The sequence below is a fragment of the Sphingomonas sp. AC449 genome (assembly GCF_979253475.1).
In genome coordinates this window covers 87,388-103,018 of sequence record NZ_CEEDCZ010000008.1, presented here as the reverse complement: position 1 = coordinate 103,018, position 15,631 = coordinate 87,388, and the positions used below count along the sequence as shown (strand labels likewise).

Sequence of the window (15,631 nt, the reverse complement as noted above, 5' to 3'; positions counted from 1 at the left end):
ACGGGGAGGACCAGGCACCCCCCCCCCCGTCATCCTAACGAAAGTCAGGATCCAGAGTATCAGGCGGCGACATTCGCGGCTCTGGATCCTGACTTTCGTCAGGATGACGGGAGAAGGGTGGATCGCCGCACTTCGCAAATGGACGGCCCTCCTCATCCACTACAAATGTTTGCCACCGTGGCACGCGGGCCGCTATGCCCCGCGGCCATGACAACTATAGCGCCAGCCCCCGCCCCGAAGCCCTGGATCATGGGGATCGCCCCCTATACGCCCGGTCGTTCGACGACCGACGATGGTCGCACGGTGATCAAATTGTCGTCGAACGAGAATCCGCTGGGTACCAGCCCCGCAGCGAAGGCGGCGTTCGATGCCGCCGACCGGACGCTCGAACGCTATCCCGATGCGAGCGCGGCCGAACTGCGCGAGGCGCTGGCCGCGCATTACGACCTCGATCCGGCGCGCGTGATCTATGGCACCGGATCCGACGAGATCCTCCACCTCGTCGCGGGCGCCTATGCGGGGCCGGGCGACGAGATCATTCATGTCCGCTACGGATTTGCGGTGTACGAGATCGCCACCCGCCGCGTCGGTGCCGAGCCCATCGTGGTCGACGATCGCGATTACGCGACCGACGTCGATGCGATCCTGGCCGCGGTGACCGAGCGGACGCGCGTCGTGTTCGTCGCCAACCCGAACAACCCCACCGGCACGTTCACGCCGCGGGCCGAGATCGCCCGGTTGCACGCCGGCCTGCCGCGCTCGGTGCTGCTGGTGCTCGATCAGGCCTATGCCGAATATCTGAGCCCCGAAGAGGACGACGCGGGTCTCGCGCTCGCGATGACCGAGGCGAACGTGCTCGTCACGCGGACCTTTTCGAAGATCCACGGGCTCGCCGCCGAGCGGATCGGCTGGGGCTATGCCTGCGCGCCGATCATCGATGCGATGCACCGCATCCGCGCGCCGTTCAATGTCACCACCGCGGGCCAGGCCGCTGCGGTCGCGGCGCTGGCCGATACCGGCTTCGTCGACGCGACCCGCGCGCACAACGACCAGTGGCGCAGCTGGTTCGTCGAGCAGGTCGCGCAGATGGGCAATGCGGGTCTGCGCTGCGTGCCGTCGAAGGCGAATTTCGTGCTGGTGCTGTTCGAGGGCGGGCTGACCGCCGACACCGCGTATCACGGGCTGATGGAGGCGGGTTATATCGTCCGCTGGCTGCCCGGACAGGGCCTGCCCAACGCGCTGCGCATCACGATCGGCACCGAGGACGAGACCCGCGGCGTGATCGCGGCGTTGCGCACGCTGGTCGAGCGGGGCTGATGCTGCCGTTCGCGCGCGTCACGATCCTCGGGCTCGGACTGATCGGATCGTCGATCGCGCGCGCCGTCGGGCAGGCGATGCCGACCGTGCGACTGACCGGCTATGACGCCGATGCCGAGGTTCGCGCGACCGCCGATCGGCTCGAGCTGTGCGATGACGTCGCCGACAGCGCGGGCGCGGCGGTGATCGATGCCGACCTGGTGATCCTGTGCGTCCCGGTCGGCGCGATGGGCGCCGCCGCCGCGGACTTCGCCGCGGACCTGCCCGCGGAGGCCATCGTCAGCGACGTCGGCAGCAGCAAGACCGAGGTCGCGCGCGTGCTTGCCGAGGCGCTGCCCGGTGCGACGATCATCCCCGCGCACCCGGTCGCCGGTACCGAGCGGAGCGGCCCCGAAGCCGGCTTCGCCACGCTGTTCAACAATCGCTGGTGCATCGTCACGCCCCCGGAGGGCGCGGACGCGGTCGCGGTCGAGCGCGTCGCCGAATTCTGGCGTCGGCTCGGCGCGCAGGTCGAGTTCATGGCACCCGACCATCACGACCGCGTGCTGGCGATCACCAGCCACCTGCCGCACCTGATCGCCTATACGATCGTCGGTACCGCGAGCGATCTCGAGGAGGTCACGCAGTCGGAGGTAATCAAATATTCGGCAGGCGGCTTCCGCGACTTCACGCGCATCGCCGCGTCCGACCCGACGATGTGGCGCGACGTGTTCCTGACCAACCGCGAGGCCGTCCTGGAGATGCTCCAGCGGTTCTCCGAGGATCTCAGCGCGCTGCAGCGGGCGATCCGCTGGGGCAAGGGCGACGAGCTGTTCGACCTGTTCACGCGGACCCGCGCGGTACGGCGGTCGATCGTCGAACAGGGCCAGGACGACGACGCCGCCGATTTCGGACGCGCGCACGACTGACGCGGCGGTCGGCGCGTCAGCCGTCGAGCGCGTTCATCGCCGCATGAACGCGCGTCTCGGCCTCCTCGCGCTTGAGACCCGGTGGAATGACCTCGCCGAAGCGGAAGGTGATGACGCCGGGCCGCTTGGGCCCCTTGCGCGGCCAGACGATTCCGCTGTCGCATGCGATCGGCACAGTCGGCAGGCCGAGCGCACGGTACAGGCCGGCAAAACCGGGCTTCAGCGGCGGATGGTCGCCGGGCAGGACCCGCGTGCCCTCGGGAAAGATCAGGATCGAGCGGCCGGTCGCCTTGGCGGCGGTCGCCTCGCGGATGATGCCGCGCATCGCCTTGGCCGAGGCTTCGCGGTCGACGACGATCGCGCCGTAGCGCCGCGCGGCCCAGCCCCAGAAGGGGATCTGCGCCAGCTCGCGCTTGAGGACCATCGCAGGCCCGTCGAGCATCGCCTGGAGCTCGAGCGTTTCGAACATCGCCTGATGCTTGCAGGCATAGAAGGCCTGGCCGGCCGGTCGCGTCCCCTCGACACGGATCCGGATGCCGAGGATCCACCGCGCCGCCCAGCGGTGAAAGCGAGTCCAGACGGTCGAGTGCACGATCACCGCGCGTGACCCGAACAGCGCGCTGATCGGCACGGTCATGACGATCGGGGCCGATATTCCGTAAAAGACGATCATGAAGACGATCGTGCGTATCCAGGCGATCATGCGCCAAATCCTATCCACAATGCGATCCGACGCAGGATCAGCTTGTTATATTCGTTGACCAGCGTGCCCAGCCGCGGGCTGCCGGGCACGCCGTCGCCCAGCACGATGACCTTGGGGCCGAGCACGGCCGACAATTCCATCCGCGCGCGCGGCAGATGCCAGTCCGACGTGACCAGCCTGACCGTGCGATAGTCGTGCGTCTCGACCCATTGCGCGGTCTCCTCCGCGTTCGAGCGGGTGTCGACCGCATCAGCGCCAAGGTCGATGCAACAGTCGAACAGCCGCGGCGAGGTGCGGTATTCGAGCGCGAGGTCGATCGGCCTGACCCCCGGCGCGACCCCGGTGACCAGCATCCGTTTGGCCTGGTGATCGCGGAGCAGCGCAAGTCCCCGGTCAATTCGCCCCGGCCCGCCGGTCGGGACGACGATCGCGTCGGTCGTGGTGCCGTCGAGCGGCTGCGGTAGCAACAGCATGAATGCCGCGAACCCCAGCGCCCAGGCGAGCACGGCGATACCGAACAGCCGGACGATCACAGCGACGTCCTCAACGCCCGGACGATCGTCAGCCGCGCCGCCGCGGTCGCAAGGAGGAGGAAGACGAGCGGGAGCGCGGCAAGGATGATCCAGTCGCTCGACGACAGCCCGATCCCGTTGAGCAGTTCGGACCCGAGCCCCTCGAGCCGCGTGGCGATGAACAGGATCACCCCCGCTGCGGCAAGCGCCCCTCCACTGCCGCCGATCGCCGCGTCGAGCGCGACCCGCCGCTGGAACAGGCGCGCGACCTGACGATCGGTCGAGCCGAGCATGTGCATGACCTCGATCGTCGCGCGGTGCATCTCGAGCCCCGCACGCGCCGCGAGCACGACGACCGCGGCGGTCGCGCTGGCCATCAGCAGGACGAGTGCGAAGGCGAGCCAGGTCAGCGCCTGCATGAAGCTGCTGACCGGGGACATCCAGTTCTCGTGCCGGTCGACGCGTGCGGCGGGCGTGACCGCCCGGACCGCCTGCACGACGCGGGCGATGCCGCGATCGTCCTGCCCCACAAGATCGACGTCGATCATCGCCGGAACGGGCAGGTCGGGGTCTGCGCCGTCGCTGCCGAGCCATGGCCGGAGCAGTCGCGTGAGCGCGGCGCGATCGACCGGCTGCGCGCGCGCGACCTCGGGACGGCGGCGAAGGACCGTCAGGATACGCCCGGCATCGCGATCGCGGCGGACCGCGTTGCCGTCGACGATCTGGACGGTCAGCCGCCCCGCAAGCTGGCGCTCGAGCAGGCGCGCGGCGCTTGCGGTCCCCAGCCCCAGCGCGAGCGCGAGCATGGTGAGGAACAGCATGATTCCCATCACCCACGTCATCGCGCGGACGCCCCCCGCCTCGTCGAGGACGCGGTGTTCGGGGGCGTTCACGCGTCCATCCGCGGCGGCGGCGGATAGCGCAGCGACCCCGTCGGATCGAGCAGCCTGCCCTTGTCGAGCCGCATCATCTGCGCATTGGGAATGCGGTTGAGCAAATGGAGGTCGTGCGTCGCGACCACCACCGTCGTGCCAAGCTTGTTAAGCGAATCGAACAGATGCAGCAGGCGCTCGGCCATGTCGGGATCGACGTTGCCGGTGGGCTCGTCGGCGACGAGCATCTCGGGGCGTGCGATCACCGCGCGCGCAATCGCCACGCGCTGTTGCTCGCCACCCGACAGCGTCGCGGGGCGGGCATCGGCGCGCGCGGCGAGCCCGACCCAAGCGAGCATTTCCTCGACCGGCTGGCGAATGCTTGCTTCGGCCATCCCCGCGACGCGCAGCGGCAGCGCGATATTGTCCCAGGTCGACAGATGCGGGACGAGGCGAAAATCCTGGAACACGACGCCGATCCGCCGCCGGAACCCCGGCATCCGGTCGCGCGGGAGCAGTACGGCGTCCTCCCCGAACAGGCGGATGATGCCGCGACTGGGCCGCTGGGCGAGGTAGAGGAGCTTGAGCAACGACGTCTTGCCCGCGCCGCTTGCCCCGGTGAGGAAATAGAAGGCGCCACTGCGCAGCGTGAACGAGATGTCCGACAGCGTCTCCTGCCCGGCATCCTGACCGGTACCGTAACGCAGACCCACATTCTCGAACTGCACGATATTCGCCATGAACCCGGTTGCGTCCGCTGTTGTTCGCCTGTGCGCTGCGCTTTCGCATGAAAGCTTGCGCAGCTTCAAGCATGCGGCGACCGCAGCGGGATCGCGACCCGTCGATGATGCGTCCGCATGCCCGATACTTGCCGCCGATACTTGCCACGAGCCGCGGCGGCGTGCTTAGTTTCGGCATGAACGGCCCCGTCCCGCGGCCGGCAGTGAAGCGTGCCCGATGATCCTCCAATGCCCCGAGTGCAGCACCCGTTACCTGGTGCCCGACAGCGCGATCGGCGCCGAGGGCCGGACCGTCCGCTGCGCCAATTGCCGGCACAGCTGGTTCCAGGCCGCCGCGCTCGTCGAACCACCTGCCGACGCGTGGCGCGACGGCGCACCCGACGATGCCTCCGCCACGGCAAAAGCGGATTTCGCCCCCCTGTCCGGCGCGACGCCGTTTTCGTCCTTCCCGATGTCGGCGGCCCAGACCGCGGACGATCTGCCCCCGCCGATCATCAAGCCGTTTGCGCCGGCGCCCGCCACGGTGCCGATCATCCCGCCAGCGTCGTCATCGTCGTCGCCGGCATCGTCGTCCTCCTTGTCCTCGGCATCGTCTATCGAGACGGCGTATGCCTCCGATGCGGATGCGGGTCCGGCCGCCGTGGCGCAACAGACCTATGCCAATTCCAGGGGCGGCGATGCGAGCGACCGCCAGAGCGGCATCGCGAATTACGATTCGTTCACGCAACCGGCACCGTTCCGCGCGCGCCGCAACACCGCGCGGCTCTGGACGATCGGCGCGGTTGCGGCCGGGTTGCTGATGCTGCTCGGCGTCGCCGCGATCCTCTATGTCGGCGCGCCCGGGCTCGCCAGCCAGCTCGGGCTGGTCGCAGGATCCGCCGAGACGCCGTTGCGGCTGCGCGACAATCCGATCGAACGGCGCGAGCTGGAGAACGGCTCCGAGCTGTTCGCGGTCAGCGGGCAGGTCACCAACCCGTCCGATTCGACGCAGCGCGTTCCCGATATCCGCGCCGAATTGCGCGATGCGCAGGGCCGGATCGTCTACAGCTGGACGATCACGCCGCAGAAACGCACGCTCACCCCAGGCGCGGCGATCGATTTCAACTCGGCCAAGCTGGATGTACCCGCCGATTCGAAGCGGCTCGAGCTGAGCTTTGCGGGCGAAAGCGGCGCGGCACGCTGATCGATGTGCCGCGCCGCGCGGCCATAGGTCGCGCGAATGCGGGGACATGCGGATAAATCGTGCTGCCAGGTGTCAAAGGTGCGGAAAGGGCGTTGCGGGATCGTAAAAGCCTTGCTAGTGGCACCGGCCTACCAGCTAGCCGGCTTGTCCGGTAAGTGTTTCACGTGCGGCCGTGGCGGAACTGGTAGACGCGCAACGTTGAGGTCGTTGTGGGCGAAAGCCCGTGGAAGTTCGAGTCTTCTCGGCCGCACCACTTTTCCAGATTGAACCAGGGCAGAGCCTTCCCTGCGGGGACCAGCGCATCGCCGAGCGGAGTCCGTGATGGCCGATTTGATCGACGACCAGATCATCGAGACGCCAGACGGTCCGATGACCTTCGCCCAGTGGAAAAAGAAAAATCCGGTCCAGCTTCCGTCACGACGGACCAAGGGCAAGAAGCTGCCCAACAAGGTGAAGCTGACGACCGACGAAGTCTGACGGTCGAGGCAGGGCGTATATCGGCCGAATCCCGGTCGTCCGCCCCCCCCCCCCCCCCTTGATCAGCGCCGGATGATCGCGGTCAGGAACCCTGTCACCGCGTCGTATCCGGTGCTGCTCAGCGAGATCTCGATGCGGCGGCGGTCGGCCGGATCGCTGACCCGGTCGATCAGCTTGAGCTTGTGAAGATGCTCGATCCAGCGTTGCGACGTCGTGACGGGGGCATCGGCCATGCCGACGAGCGTCTTGACGTTGGTGGGGCGAGGATCGTCATGCGCGACGAACAGCGCGATGAGCATGTCCCAGGCCGGCTCATGGAACAGTTCGGCGGGAAGGAACTGGCGCCGAAGCTTGCGATGCGCGAGGATTTCCCGCGCCCGCGCGAGCAGCATTGGCGTGCTGATCACGCCATCGTCGTCCTCCGCGTGCGCGTCCAGCAACCGCTCCGCATTGGCATTGAACTCCTCACTCATCGCCGAAAGCCGCGACCCGAGATCCTTGATCAGACCCGCAACGATTTCGTCCTTCACCATATGCTCCCGCTTGCCCCCAGGGCGGTCAGATAGGAATCCCGTGCCATCCGGTCGCCATCGCCAGTTGTGTCCCGGCAGGTAACGCCAGCTACTAAATCCGTGGTGATAGACAGCGTTCCGCTTCCTTAGACACTGTCGGTGGGCAACTCTGCCGATCTGATGAAATATCGAGCAGCCCCATGGGATGGTCAACCATCATTCATGTACCATGATTTGTCACGCTATTCTTGCGTCAAATTCGAACACGAAGCCAGATCATCCGCGATTGTTTCCCGCCGCATCGGGTACGGATAGGTTCATTATGGATTAATCTGGCTGCGGTAGGGAACACATTGAAGAACAAGTGGTTAGACCGCCGACCAATCTAATACCTATTTTTCTTCTTGATCTGAATTACAATGAGCGCACAAACCCCCGATGATACTGGTTGCCCGAGGAGACGCGCGATGAATGCCGCACGAACCTATGAGCTGCTCCAGGAAGCCTGCCAGGCGCTCGAAGAGGCCGGGGACCATGCGATTTCGGCCTATGTCGGCGTGAGCATGGCAATGGTGCAGGCCAAATATAAAGTCGGTCGCGATCATCTCGAGCCGCTCGACCAGGGCTGACGCTGACGCCGGGACGTATCCCGAGACCGGGATTGCGGCCGGGTCCGCTGGTTCGTACGGCTGAACCCTACGCAAACGCCTGACGAAACCGTTTTTGCGGTCCCCGAGCAATTGATGTAGCGGCGATCCGGTCCGATCGTCCTGCATCAAGCGTTGGGCAGGGGAACGTACGAAAGGTTATCGTGACTCCCCGTCTGTCTGCCGTGCCGGTGTATCTGAACGCGATCGGGACCGCCGTGCCCGATCATGACATCCATCATGCTTTTATCGGCTGGGCGCGGTCGCGGGTCGATCCCGCGTCTGCCAAGCTGTTCGACAGGATGGCGGCGCGATCGGGTATCGCGCATCGCTGGTCGGTGCTTCCGCCGACCTTGCGCGACCTGCCCGACACGACGCCCGGATCGCCCGTCGACGCAGGCGGCTTCTATGCGACCGTGCCGCATCCTGGAACCGCGGACCGGATGGCGATCTATGCCGAGGCGGCGCCACGTCTCGCGATCGACGCGATCGGCGCGCTGCAGGATGAAACGGCGCTCGGATCGATCACGCATCTCGTCGTGGCGAGCTGTACCGGGTTCGTCGCGCCGGGAATCGACCAGATCATCGCGCGGAAGATCGGGCTTTCGTCCTCGGTCGAACGGCTGCTGATCGGCTTCATGGGGTGTTACGCCGCGATCGTCGCGTTGCGCAGCGCGCGTCATATCGTGCGGTCCGATCCTGACGCACGCGTGCTCGTCGTCACCGTCGAATTGTCGACGTTGCACCTGCAGGCGGTATCCGAGATCGAGCCATTGCTCGCGATGCTCCAGTTCGGCGACGGGGCGGCGGCGGCGCTGGTCACCGCCGAGCCGAGCGGGTTCGAATTGCAGGCGCCGTTCGCGACGACGTTGCCCGACAGCGAGGCCCTGATCCGCTGGGACATCACCGATGCGGGGTTCGCGATGCATCTGTCGGGCGAAGTCCCCGGACGGATCGCGCAGGCGCTGACCGATCCCGCGTTCCGGGCCGCGGCCAGCGGCGGACAGCCCGCCGAGACGATCGATGGCTGGGCGGTCCATGCCGGCGGGCGATCGATCCTCGATGCGGTCACGCACGCGATGGCGTTGCAACCCGACGCACTCGATGCCTCGCGCGCGGTGCTGGCCGACAACGGCAACATGTCGTCGGCCACGCTGATGTTCGTCCTCAAGCGGCTGCTGACGGGCCCGCGGATCGAGCGCGGGGTGGCACTCGCGTTCGGGCCGGGGCTCGCGGCGGAAGGTCTGGGCTTCCGGAGCGCACCATGAGCCTCGCGGTCCGCGCGCTCGACGAGGAACTGATGGACGCGGACGATCTCGCGCCCGAAACCTACGCGGCGGTGGTTGCCGACCTGGCCAGGGTCAACGTCGTCACCATGGCCGCGCGGCCCACCCTGGCGTTTCTCAACCGCGTCACCGCGAACCGGAAGCGGTTGCGGTTGCTCGATGTCGGGTTCGGCGACGGCGACATGCTGCGGACGATCGAACGCTGGGCGACGGCGAGGGGGCTGCAGACCGAACTGGTCGGCGTCGATCTCAATCCGCGCAGCGAGCAGGCAGCGCGGGCGCACACCGCGCCCGGATCGACGATCCGCTATGTCACCGGGGACTATGCAGAGCTTGCGGGCGAACCGGATGCGGAACCGCGGTGGGACGCCGTCGTCAGCAGCCTGGTCGCGCATCATATGAGCCATGCGCAGCTGATCGCGTTCCTCCGCTTCATGGACGCCAATGCGCGGTGCTGGCTGGTCAACGACCTGCATCGCCACGGCTTTGCCCATTGGGGCTATCCGATCCTGGCGAGACTGGCGCGCTGGCATCCGATTGTCCGTCACGACGGGACGCTGTCGATCGCGCGCTCGTACCGGCCGGATGAATGGCCGGCGATCCTGGCCGAGGCGGGGATCGCCGACGCGCGCGTGTTCCGGGCCTTTCCGTTCCGCCTCTGCGTCGAACGCCTGCGGTGACCGATACGCGCGCGCTGATCGTCGGCGGCGGGCCGGCGGGGGCGGCGGTCGCGATCGACCTGGCGCGGGCGCGCGTGCCGCATCTGCTGCTCGAGCGCAGTCGCGTCACGGGCGATGCGCTGTGCGGCGGGTTCCTGAGCTGGCGAACGCTCGAGACGCTCGCCCGGCTGGGGATCGATCCCGACACGCTCAACCCGGTGCGGACGACCGCGGTCCGGATCTTCGCCGGCGACCGCATCGCGCGCGCCGATCTGCCTTACCCAGCGGTCTCGGTATCGCGCCGCCGCCTCGATACGGTGCTGCTGGCGGCGGCGGCCGGGCAGGGCGCGGCGATCGAGCGCGGCGTGACCGTGCGCGAGATCGAGGCGGACCGGCTGCGGACCGCGGACGGCGCGCTGCTCGCGACGCCGGCGCTGTTCCTTGCAAACGGGAAGGCCGATGTGCGAGGCACGGCGCGGCCCGAATCGGCACGCGGCGCCGATCCGACACTGGGCATCCGCGTCCGCGTGATACCGTCCCCGACGCTGGCGAAGGCGCTGGCGGGACGGATCGACCTGTATCTGTTCGATCGTGGCTATGCGGGGCTCGCCTTGCAGGAGGATGGCAGCGCCAATTTGTGCATGGCGGTCCACCGGTCACGGCTGCAGGACGCAGGTTCGCCCGCGGACCTGCTGGCGACGCTCGGGCGCGAGATGCCGGCGCTGGGGGAATGGGTCGCGAGGCTCGCGCCCGGGGCTGCGATCGATGCAATCGCGAACGTCCCCTATGGCTGGCGGCAGCGGACGGGGCAGGCGGGGCGATACCGGCTGGGCGATCAGGCGGGCGTCATCCCGTCGCTCGCGGGCGAGGGCATGGGGATCGCGCTTGCAAGCGGTCTGGCGGCGGCGCGGGCGTACCGGGCCGACGGCGCGGGAAACGCCGCCGCGTGGCAGCAGCGGCTGTCGGCGTCGCTGGCACGCCCGATCGGCGTCGCAGGCGCGGTCCGGCGGGTGGCCGAAAGCACCGCCGCCGCGCGATTGATCCCGTTCGCGCATCCCATGCTGATCCGGATGCTCGCGCGGGCGACGCGGATCGGCGGGTGAAACGCACCGCGGCAGGCCGCGCGGTCGAAACGCTTGTCGGCGAGCCGGATAAGGCGTAATTCGTCAACCCTTCATGGCTCGCGCGCGTCCCGCTTCCCGCTCCCCTCGGCCTCGCTCCCCATGGCGCCGCCGACTTGTCCTCCTCCTGAAGGTGCTGATCGGCCTCGCTGTGCTTGCCTTTGGTGCGCTCGTGATCGCCGTGTATATCGCGCGGTCGCAGCTGCCGAGCTTCGAAAGCCTCAAATCCTCTCCCAATGGACAGATGATCCGCGTCCATGCCGCCGATGGCAGCGTGATCGTGTCGATGGGGCCGAGCTTCGGCGAATGGCTGCCCTATGGCCAGATCCCCGCGGTGATGCGCGACGCGACGATCGCGGTCGAGGATCGCCGGTTCAGGTCGCATATCGGCGTCGATCCGGTCGGCATCGCGCGGTCGGTCAAGGTCCGCTTCGATCGCGGGCACTGGACGCAGGGCGGATCGACGATCACCCAGCAATTGGCGCGCAACGTCTTCCTCAACAACCAGAAGAAGTTCGGACGCAAATTCCGGGAGGGCATCCTTGCGTTCGCGCTGGAGCGCAAGTTCAGCAAGGACGAGATCCTCGAGCTGTACCTGAACAAGGTCTATTATGGCGGCGGCGCGTACGGGATCGACGCCGCATCGCGCAAGTTCTTCGGCCATGGCGCGGATCATCTGTCGCTGGCCGAGGCTGCGGTGATCGCGGGGCTGGTCAAGGCGCCGTCCAACTACTCGCCGACCGCCGATGCCGAGGCTGCGGTCGGTCGTGCGGGCGTCGTGTTGCAGACGATGGCCGAGACGGGGGTGATTTCCGCCAGCGAGGCCGCCGACGCGGACGTCCAGGGGCTCAAGCTCGCGCCCGAGCCCAGGCAGAACAGCGTGCGCTACTTCACCGACTGGGCGCTTCCGCAGCTCGACACGCTGATCGACGAGACCGAGGCACCGCTCGAGGTGTGGACGACGCTCGACCTGTCGATGCAGCGCCACGCCGATGCCGCGATCCGGGCGAACACGCCCGCCGGCGCGCAGGGTGCGCTCGTCGCGCTCGACCGCGACGGCGCGGTCAAGGCGATGGTCGGGGGCAAGGATTATGTCTCGTCGATCTACAACCGCGCCACGCAGGCGGTCCGCCAGCCGGGATCGTCGTTCAAGCTGTTCGTGTATCTCGCGGCGCTGGAGGCGGGGCACAAGCCCGAGGATTCGATCGTCGACGAACCCGTCACGATCAACGGATGGACGCCGCGCAACGACTCACGGCGCAATTCGGGACCTGTGTCGTTGCGCACCGCGTTTGCCTATTCGCTGAACACGGTGGCGGCGAAGCTCGGCCAGGAGGTCGGGTTCACGACGGTCGCCGACATGGCGCGGCGGTTTGGGATCACGACGCCGGTCAATACGCATCCCTCGATGGTGCTGGGTACGTCGGAGACGCGCGTGATCGACATGACGCGTGCCTTTGCCAGCGTCGCGAGCAAGGGGATCGCGGTGACCCCGTACGGGATCACGCGCGTCACCTCGAACGGCCAGACGATCTACACGCACGAAGTCGATCGCAGCCATGTGCTCGTCGCGCCCTATGTCGCCGCCGAGATGACCGACCTGTTGCAGACCGCGGTCAACACCGGAACCGGGCGCGCCGCGCAGATCGGTCGTCCGGTGGCGGGCAAGACGGGTACCACGACCGCCTCCAAGGACGGCTGGTTCCTCGGCTTCTCGAGCGGGATCACCACCGGCGTCTGGATGGGACGCGACGATGCACGACCGATCGCGGGGCTGCACGGCGGCACCGCGCCCGCGCGCGCCTGGGCGGCGTTCATGAAGCCCGCGACCGCGGACCGGCCGATCGAGCAGTTCGAGACACAGGTGACGCTGCCCGAATGGCAGCTGGAGCCCGACGAGGAGAGCTATTTCGGGCAACCCGACAACGGCCAGATGATGGTCGACGAGAATGGCAACCCGATCGAGAGCGGCATGCCGCAGGACGTGCCGACCGACGCGCAGACGGGTGATGCGCTACCGAGGCCCGAGGCCGATCCGTCGGGCGCGCCGTCTGCCGCACCGGCACAGCAGCTCAATCAGGACTGGATCGACCGGGTGACGGGCCGCGACCCGGCGCGAGACCCGCGGACGCGGGACCAGGTCCCGCCGGGGCGCCAGCCGCTACAGCGCGATCCGGCGCGCGACCGCGTTCCGACCGATCGCTATTCCAGCGACCGGTATCAGGGCGACCGGTATCAGGGCGATCGGCAGGATGGGCGGTATCAGGACGGGCGGCCGACCCAGTGAAGTGCCGCACCATGCGTGCGTAGCCAGATCCGCGCCGGGGTCGGGTCCGCGCCGTAGAGATCGGCGACGAGCGCGTGGAAGATGGGTGCATGGTTCATGTGGACGCGGTGCGCGACCTCGTGCGCGACCGTCGCGCGCCGAACATAGCTGGGCGCGAGGATAAGCCGCCAGCTGTAGCGGATCACGCCGCTCGACGCACAGCTGCCCCAACGGCCCTTCGCATCGCCGACCGCCACCTTGGCGACGCTGACCCCGGCCTTGGCGGCATATTCGGCCGTCTCGGTCTCGAGCAGCGCAAGCGCGGTGCGTTTCAGCCACGCCTCGACGCGACGCGCGATCGTTTCGGGGGGACCCGACAGCGACACGATCGAGCCCTCGCGCACGACGGTCCGGCGATCGCCGGGGGTCCACGCGATCGTCAGCGGTTCGTCGGCGACGGTGATCACCGCGCCGGGAACGAAGGGCAGGGGGCTTGGCAGCAGCGCACGTTGTTCGGCGATCCAGTCCGCCTTGCCCTGAGCCCAGGCGAGCGCTTGTTTAAGCGCGGCGCGCTTTGGGACGACAAGACGGGCGCGACCGCTTGCAGGATCGATCGACAGCCGCGCGCGGCGTGCGCGGGGGTGGCGGACGATCTCCAGACCCTCGATCACCGGCTTACAGTTCGCGATCGATCACGTGATATTCGAGATCGCCGGCCTCGTCCTCGCTGATCGTCCAGCCGCGGACCGACTGTTTCGCGCGGTGCACCGCCTCGCGGTCGCCGCAGACGAGATAATGCCACTCGGGCAATTGTTCGCCCGCTGCACGGAGACGATAGGCGCAGGTCGAGGGCAGCCAGTCGATGTCGCGGACGTTCGCGGTCGTCAGCCGGACGCATTCGGCGACATAGGCGTGGCGGTGGCGATAATCGGAACATTGTCCGCTGCGCCGGTCGAGCAGGCGGCACGAGACGTTGGTCGCGACGAGTTCGCCGGTATCCTCGTCCTCGAGCTTGTGGATGCAGCATTTGCCGCAGCCGTCGCATAGCGCTTCCCATTGACCGCGGTCGAGCTTGTCGATCGGCGTGTCTTCCCAGAACCGGTTGCTCATACGGCGATCACCGCGCCCAGATCTTGATGTCGTCGGCCACGGCCTGTGGTCCCTTGTCCTGTGGCAGCAGCGCGAGAGGCTTGCCGTCCGGATCCATAAGATAGGCCTGACGCGAGTGGTTTACGAGGTAACCGCCGCCGGGCGACGCGTCGCCCTTCGCCGAAAAGATCGCGAATTCCTTCTTCACCGCCTCGATCGCCTCGGGCGTACCCGTCAGCCCGACCATCCGGGGATGGAAGGCCGAGATGAACTGCTTGACGATCGCGGAGGTGTCGCGCGTCGGATCGACCGTGACGAACACGGGCACGATCCGGGCGGCGAGCGCCGGATCGCTGCCCTCCAGCATCTTCATGGCCGCGCCGATCGTCTGCATGTCGGTCGGGCACACGTCGGGGCAGAAGGTGTAGCCGAAATACATGATGCGGTACTTCCCCGCGAACTGGCGGTCGGTGACCTGTCGGCCATCCTGATCGACGAGCGTGAATGGCCCACCGATACGAGCGCCGGCCAGCGGGGGGCTTTTGACGGTATCCGTATCGGGGCTCGATGGGCTGCATGCCGCGAGCGCGAGCGCGGCCAGGAAAGCGGGGCGGAAGCTGGTCATGATACAGCCAGCCTTGATCTGTTAGCCCGTGCGGCGCAAGCGTCGCACACCACCCGAGTTCCCGAGGATCTATCGATGCCGTACATCCGCAACTCCATCTCCCTCATGATGGTCGCCACGGTCGCCCTACCCGTCGCCGTGCTGCTGACGCCGAGCGCGGTGAATGCGCAGAACCAGTCCGAGGGGTATAAATTCCTTAACGCGGTGCGGGAGTCGAAGAACAACGACGTGCTCGAGATGCTCGGGCGGCCGGGCAGCAGCATCGTCAACTCGCGCGACGTGACGACCGGCGAGGGCGCGCTGCATATCGTCATCAAGCGCGGCGACGAGACCTATCTGCGGTTCCTGCTGCAAAAGGGCGCGGACGCCAATCTGCGCGACGGCAAGGGCAACACGCCGCTGCTGCTCGCGGTGACGACCGGACAGGCGGGGATGATCCCGATCCTGACCGCGGCCAAGGCGAACCCCAATCTGGGCAATTCGGCAGGCGAGACGCCGCTGATCCGCGCGGTGCAGCGCCGCGACATCGGCATGATCCGGACGTTGCTGGCCGAGGGTGCGGATGCGGACCAGGCCGACATCATCGCCGGCATGTCCGCCCGCGCCTATGCCAAGCAGGACGGGCGCAACCCGGTCGTGACCAAGCTGCTCGAGGATGCGCCGAAGAAAACGCGGCAGGCGGTGTCGGGACCGAAATTCTGAGACGCTGATCGA

General features: G+C 67.7%; 18 protein-coding genes and 1 tRNA gene. 11 read left to right on the top strand and 8 right to left on the bottom strand.

The features are described 5' to 3' along the window. The first annotated feature begins 207 nt into the window (after positions 1-207). Entirely contained in the window at positions 208-1,317 is a 1,110-nt protein-coding gene (gene hisC, locus AC0CH3_RS13665) for a histidinol-phosphate transaminase (RefSeq protein ID WP_056019211.1), read from the top strand. Beyond that, entirely contained in the window at positions 1,317-2,225 is a 909-nt protein-coding gene (locus AC0CH3_RS13660) for a prephenate/arogenate dehydrogenase family protein (protein ID WP_354300570.1), read from the top strand. The genes hisC and AC0CH3_RS13660 overlap by 1 nt, the downstream gene beginning before the upstream one ends. A 16-nt stretch (positions 2,226-2,241) precedes the next feature. Here AC0CH3_RS13660 and AC0CH3_RS13655 read toward each other — a convergent pair whose 3' ends face one another. The 4 genes from AC0CH3_RS13655 to ftsE are packed head-to-tail and all read right to left on the bottom strand — an operon-like array spanning position 2,242 to position 5,052. Then, positions 2,242-2,928, bottom strand: a complete 687-nt coding sequence (locus AC0CH3_RS13655) for a lysophospholipid acyltransferase family protein (protein WP_354300572.1) — start codon at positions 2,926-2,928, stop codon at positions 2,242-2,244. Next, positions 2,925-3,461, bottom strand: coding sequence for a YdcF family protein (locus AC0CH3_RS13650; RefSeq protein WP_056018338.1), 537 nt, complete (start codon positions 3,459-3,461; stop codon positions 2,925-2,927). Before AC0CH3_RS13650 ends, AC0CH3_RS13655 begins: the two co-directional genes overlap by 4 nt. Further along, positions 3,458-4,333: a cell division protein FtsX gene (locus AC0CH3_RS13645; RefSeq protein ID WP_354300574.1), complete on the bottom strand. Its 876-nt coding sequence runs from the start codon at positions 4,331-4,333 to the stop codon at positions 3,458-3,460. Before AC0CH3_RS13645 ends, AC0CH3_RS13650 begins: the two co-directional genes overlap by 4 nt. After that, positions 4,330-5,052 carry a cell division ATP-binding protein FtsE gene (gene ftsE / locus AC0CH3_RS13640; RefSeq protein ID WP_056018334.1) on the bottom strand — a complete coding sequence of 241 codons (723 nt, stop codon included), beginning with the start codon at positions 5,050-5,052 and terminating at the stop codon, positions 4,330-4,332. The genes AC0CH3_RS13645 and ftsE overlap by 4 nt, the downstream gene beginning before the upstream one ends. 217 nt (positions 5,053-5,269) lie before the next feature. Between ftsE and AC0CH3_RS13635 the strand changes: the two genes are divergently transcribed. From AC0CH3_RS13635 to AC0CH3_RS13625, 3 genes are all read left to right on the top strand, one after another. Further along, positions 5,270-6,235, top strand: coding sequence for an MJ0042-type zinc finger domain-containing protein (locus AC0CH3_RS13635; RefSeq protein WP_354300576.1), 966 nt, complete (start codon positions 5,270-5,272; stop codon positions 6,233-6,235). A 166-nt stretch (positions 6,236-6,401) separates the two neighbouring features. Then, positions 6,402-6,488: transfer RNA gene (locus AC0CH3_RS13630), tRNA-Leu, on the top strand. A gap of 68 nt (positions 6,489-6,556) precedes the next feature. Then, positions 6,557-6,712, top strand: a complete 156-nt coding sequence (locus AC0CH3_RS13625) for a hypothetical protein (protein ID WP_333995779.1) — start codon at positions 6,557-6,559, stop codon at positions 6,710-6,712. A 62-nt stretch (positions 6,713-6,774) separates the two neighbouring features. Here the strand turns inward: AC0CH3_RS13625 and AC0CH3_RS13620 are convergent, their stop codons facing one another. Continuing rightward, positions 6,775-7,242, bottom strand: a complete 468-nt coding sequence (locus AC0CH3_RS13620; protein ID WP_354300579.1) for a hypothetical protein — start codon at positions 7,240-7,242, stop codon at positions 6,775-6,777. 449 nt (positions 7,243-7,691) lie between these two features. Here AC0CH3_RS13620 and AC0CH3_RS13615 point away from each other — a divergent pair, with 449 nt between their 5' ends. The 5 genes from AC0CH3_RS13615 to AC0CH3_RS13595 all read left to right on the top strand — a co-directional run bounded on the left by AC0CH3_RS13615 (position 7,692) and on the right by AC0CH3_RS13595 (position 13,224). Further along, complete coding sequence (locus AC0CH3_RS13615; protein WP_156350173.1) at positions 7,692-7,853, top strand: hypothetical protein; 162 nt, start codon at positions 7,692-7,694, stop codon at positions 7,851-7,853. A 182-nt stretch (positions 7,854-8,035) separates the two neighbouring features. Beyond that, complete coding sequence (locus AC0CH3_RS13610) at positions 8,036-9,139, top strand: type III polyketide synthase (protein WP_457324823.1); 1,104 nt, start codon at positions 8,036-8,038, stop codon at positions 9,137-9,139. Beyond that, positions 9,136-9,837, top strand: a complete 702-nt coding sequence (locus tag AC0CH3_RS13605; RefSeq protein WP_354300580.1) for a methyltransferase domain-containing protein — start codon at positions 9,136-9,138, stop codon at positions 9,835-9,837. Before AC0CH3_RS13610 ends, AC0CH3_RS13605 begins: the two co-directional genes overlap by 4 nt. Beyond that, complete coding sequence (locus AC0CH3_RS13600; protein ID WP_465237996.1) at positions 9,834-10,919, top strand: NAD(P)/FAD-dependent oxidoreductase; 1,086 nt, start codon at positions 9,834-9,836, stop codon at positions 10,917-10,919. Before AC0CH3_RS13605 ends, AC0CH3_RS13600 begins: the two co-directional genes overlap by 4 nt. A gap of 73 nt (positions 10,920-10,992) precedes the next feature. Then, positions 10,993-13,224, top strand: coding sequence for a transglycosylase domain-containing protein (locus AC0CH3_RS13595; protein ID WP_354300584.1), 2,232 nt, complete (start codon positions 10,993-10,995; stop codon positions 13,222-13,224). Here AC0CH3_RS13595 and AC0CH3_RS13590 read toward each other — a convergent pair. From AC0CH3_RS13590 to AC0CH3_RS13580, 3 genes are read right to left on the bottom strand one after another with little or no spacing between them, the layout of a single operon-like run. Further along, complete coding sequence (locus AC0CH3_RS13590; protein ID WP_354300585.1) at positions 13,200-13,874, bottom strand: M48 family metallopeptidase; 675 nt, start codon at positions 13,872-13,874, stop codon at positions 13,200-13,202. The genes AC0CH3_RS13595 and AC0CH3_RS13590 overlap by 25 nt on opposite strands. Positions 13,875-13,878: 4 nt before the next feature. After that, the gene (locus tag AC0CH3_RS13585) at positions 13,879-14,313 is read right to left on the bottom strand and encodes a YcgN family cysteine cluster protein (RefSeq protein ID WP_056018322.1); all 435 of its coding nucleotides are present in this window, start codon (positions 14,311-14,313) and stop codon (positions 13,879-13,881) included. A 7-nt stretch (positions 14,314-14,320) separates the two neighbouring features. Then, positions 14,321-14,917, bottom strand: coding sequence for an SCO family protein (locus AC0CH3_RS13580; protein WP_354300589.1), 597 nt, complete (start codon positions 14,915-14,917; stop codon positions 14,321-14,323). A gap of 75 nt (positions 14,918-14,992) precedes the next feature. Between AC0CH3_RS13580 and AC0CH3_RS13575 the strand changes: the two genes are divergently transcribed. Then, complete coding sequence (locus AC0CH3_RS13575) at positions 14,993-15,619, top strand: ankyrin repeat domain-containing protein (RefSeq protein WP_235532268.1); 627 nt, start codon at positions 14,993-14,995, stop codon at positions 15,617-15,619. Positions 15,620-15,631 lie beyond the last annotated feature (12 nt).

Excerpts from the sequence above, each read along its gene's own strand:
- AC0CH3_RS13595 (WP_354300584.1), top strand. The coding sequence starts at position 10,993 with ATGGCTCGCGCGCGTCCCGCTTCCCGCTCCCCTCGGCCTCGCTCCCCA.
- AC0CH3_RS13635 (WP_354300576.1), top strand. The coding sequence starts at position 5,270 with ATGATCCTCCAATGCCCCGAGTGCAGCACCCGTTACCTGGTGCCCGAC.
- AC0CH3_RS13625 (WP_333995779.1), top strand. The coding sequence starts at position 6,557 with ATGGCCGATTTGATCGACGACCAGATCATCGAGACGCCAGACGGTCCG.
- AC0CH3_RS13605 (WP_354300580.1), top strand. The coding sequence starts at position 9,136 with ATGAGCCTCGCGGTCCGCGCGCTCGACGAGGAACTGATGGACGCGGAC.
- ftsE (WP_056018334.1), bottom strand. The coding sequence starts at position 5,052 with ATGGCGAATATCGTGCAGTTCGAGAATGTGGGTCTGCGTTACGGTACC.
- AC0CH3_RS13660 (WP_354300570.1), top strand. The coding sequence starts at position 1,317 with ATGCTGCCGTTCGCGCGCGTCACGATCCTCGGGCTCGGACTGATCGGA.
- hisC (WP_056019211.1), top strand. The coding sequence starts at position 208 with ATGACAACTATAGCGCCAGCCCCCGCCCCGAAGCCCTGGATCATGGGG.
- AC0CH3_RS13575 (WP_235532268.1), top strand. The coding sequence starts at position 14,993 with ATGCCGTACATCCGCAACTCCATCTCCCTCATGATGGTCGCCACGGTC.
- AC0CH3_RS13615 (WP_156350173.1), top strand. The coding sequence starts at position 7,692 with ATGAATGCCGCACGAACCTATGAGCTGCTCCAGGAAGCCTGCCAGGCG.
- AC0CH3_RS13580 (WP_354300589.1), bottom strand. The coding sequence starts at position 14,917 with ATGACCAGCTTCCGCCCCGCTTTCCTGGCCGCGCTCGCGCTCGCGGCA.
- AC0CH3_RS13585 (WP_056018322.1), bottom strand. The coding sequence starts at position 14,313 with ATGAGCAACCGGTTCTGGGAAGACACGCCGATCGACAAGCTCGACCGC.
- AC0CH3_RS13655 (WP_354300572.1), bottom strand. The coding sequence starts at position 2,928 with ATGATCGCCTGGATACGCACGATCGTCTTCATGATCGTCTTTTACGGA.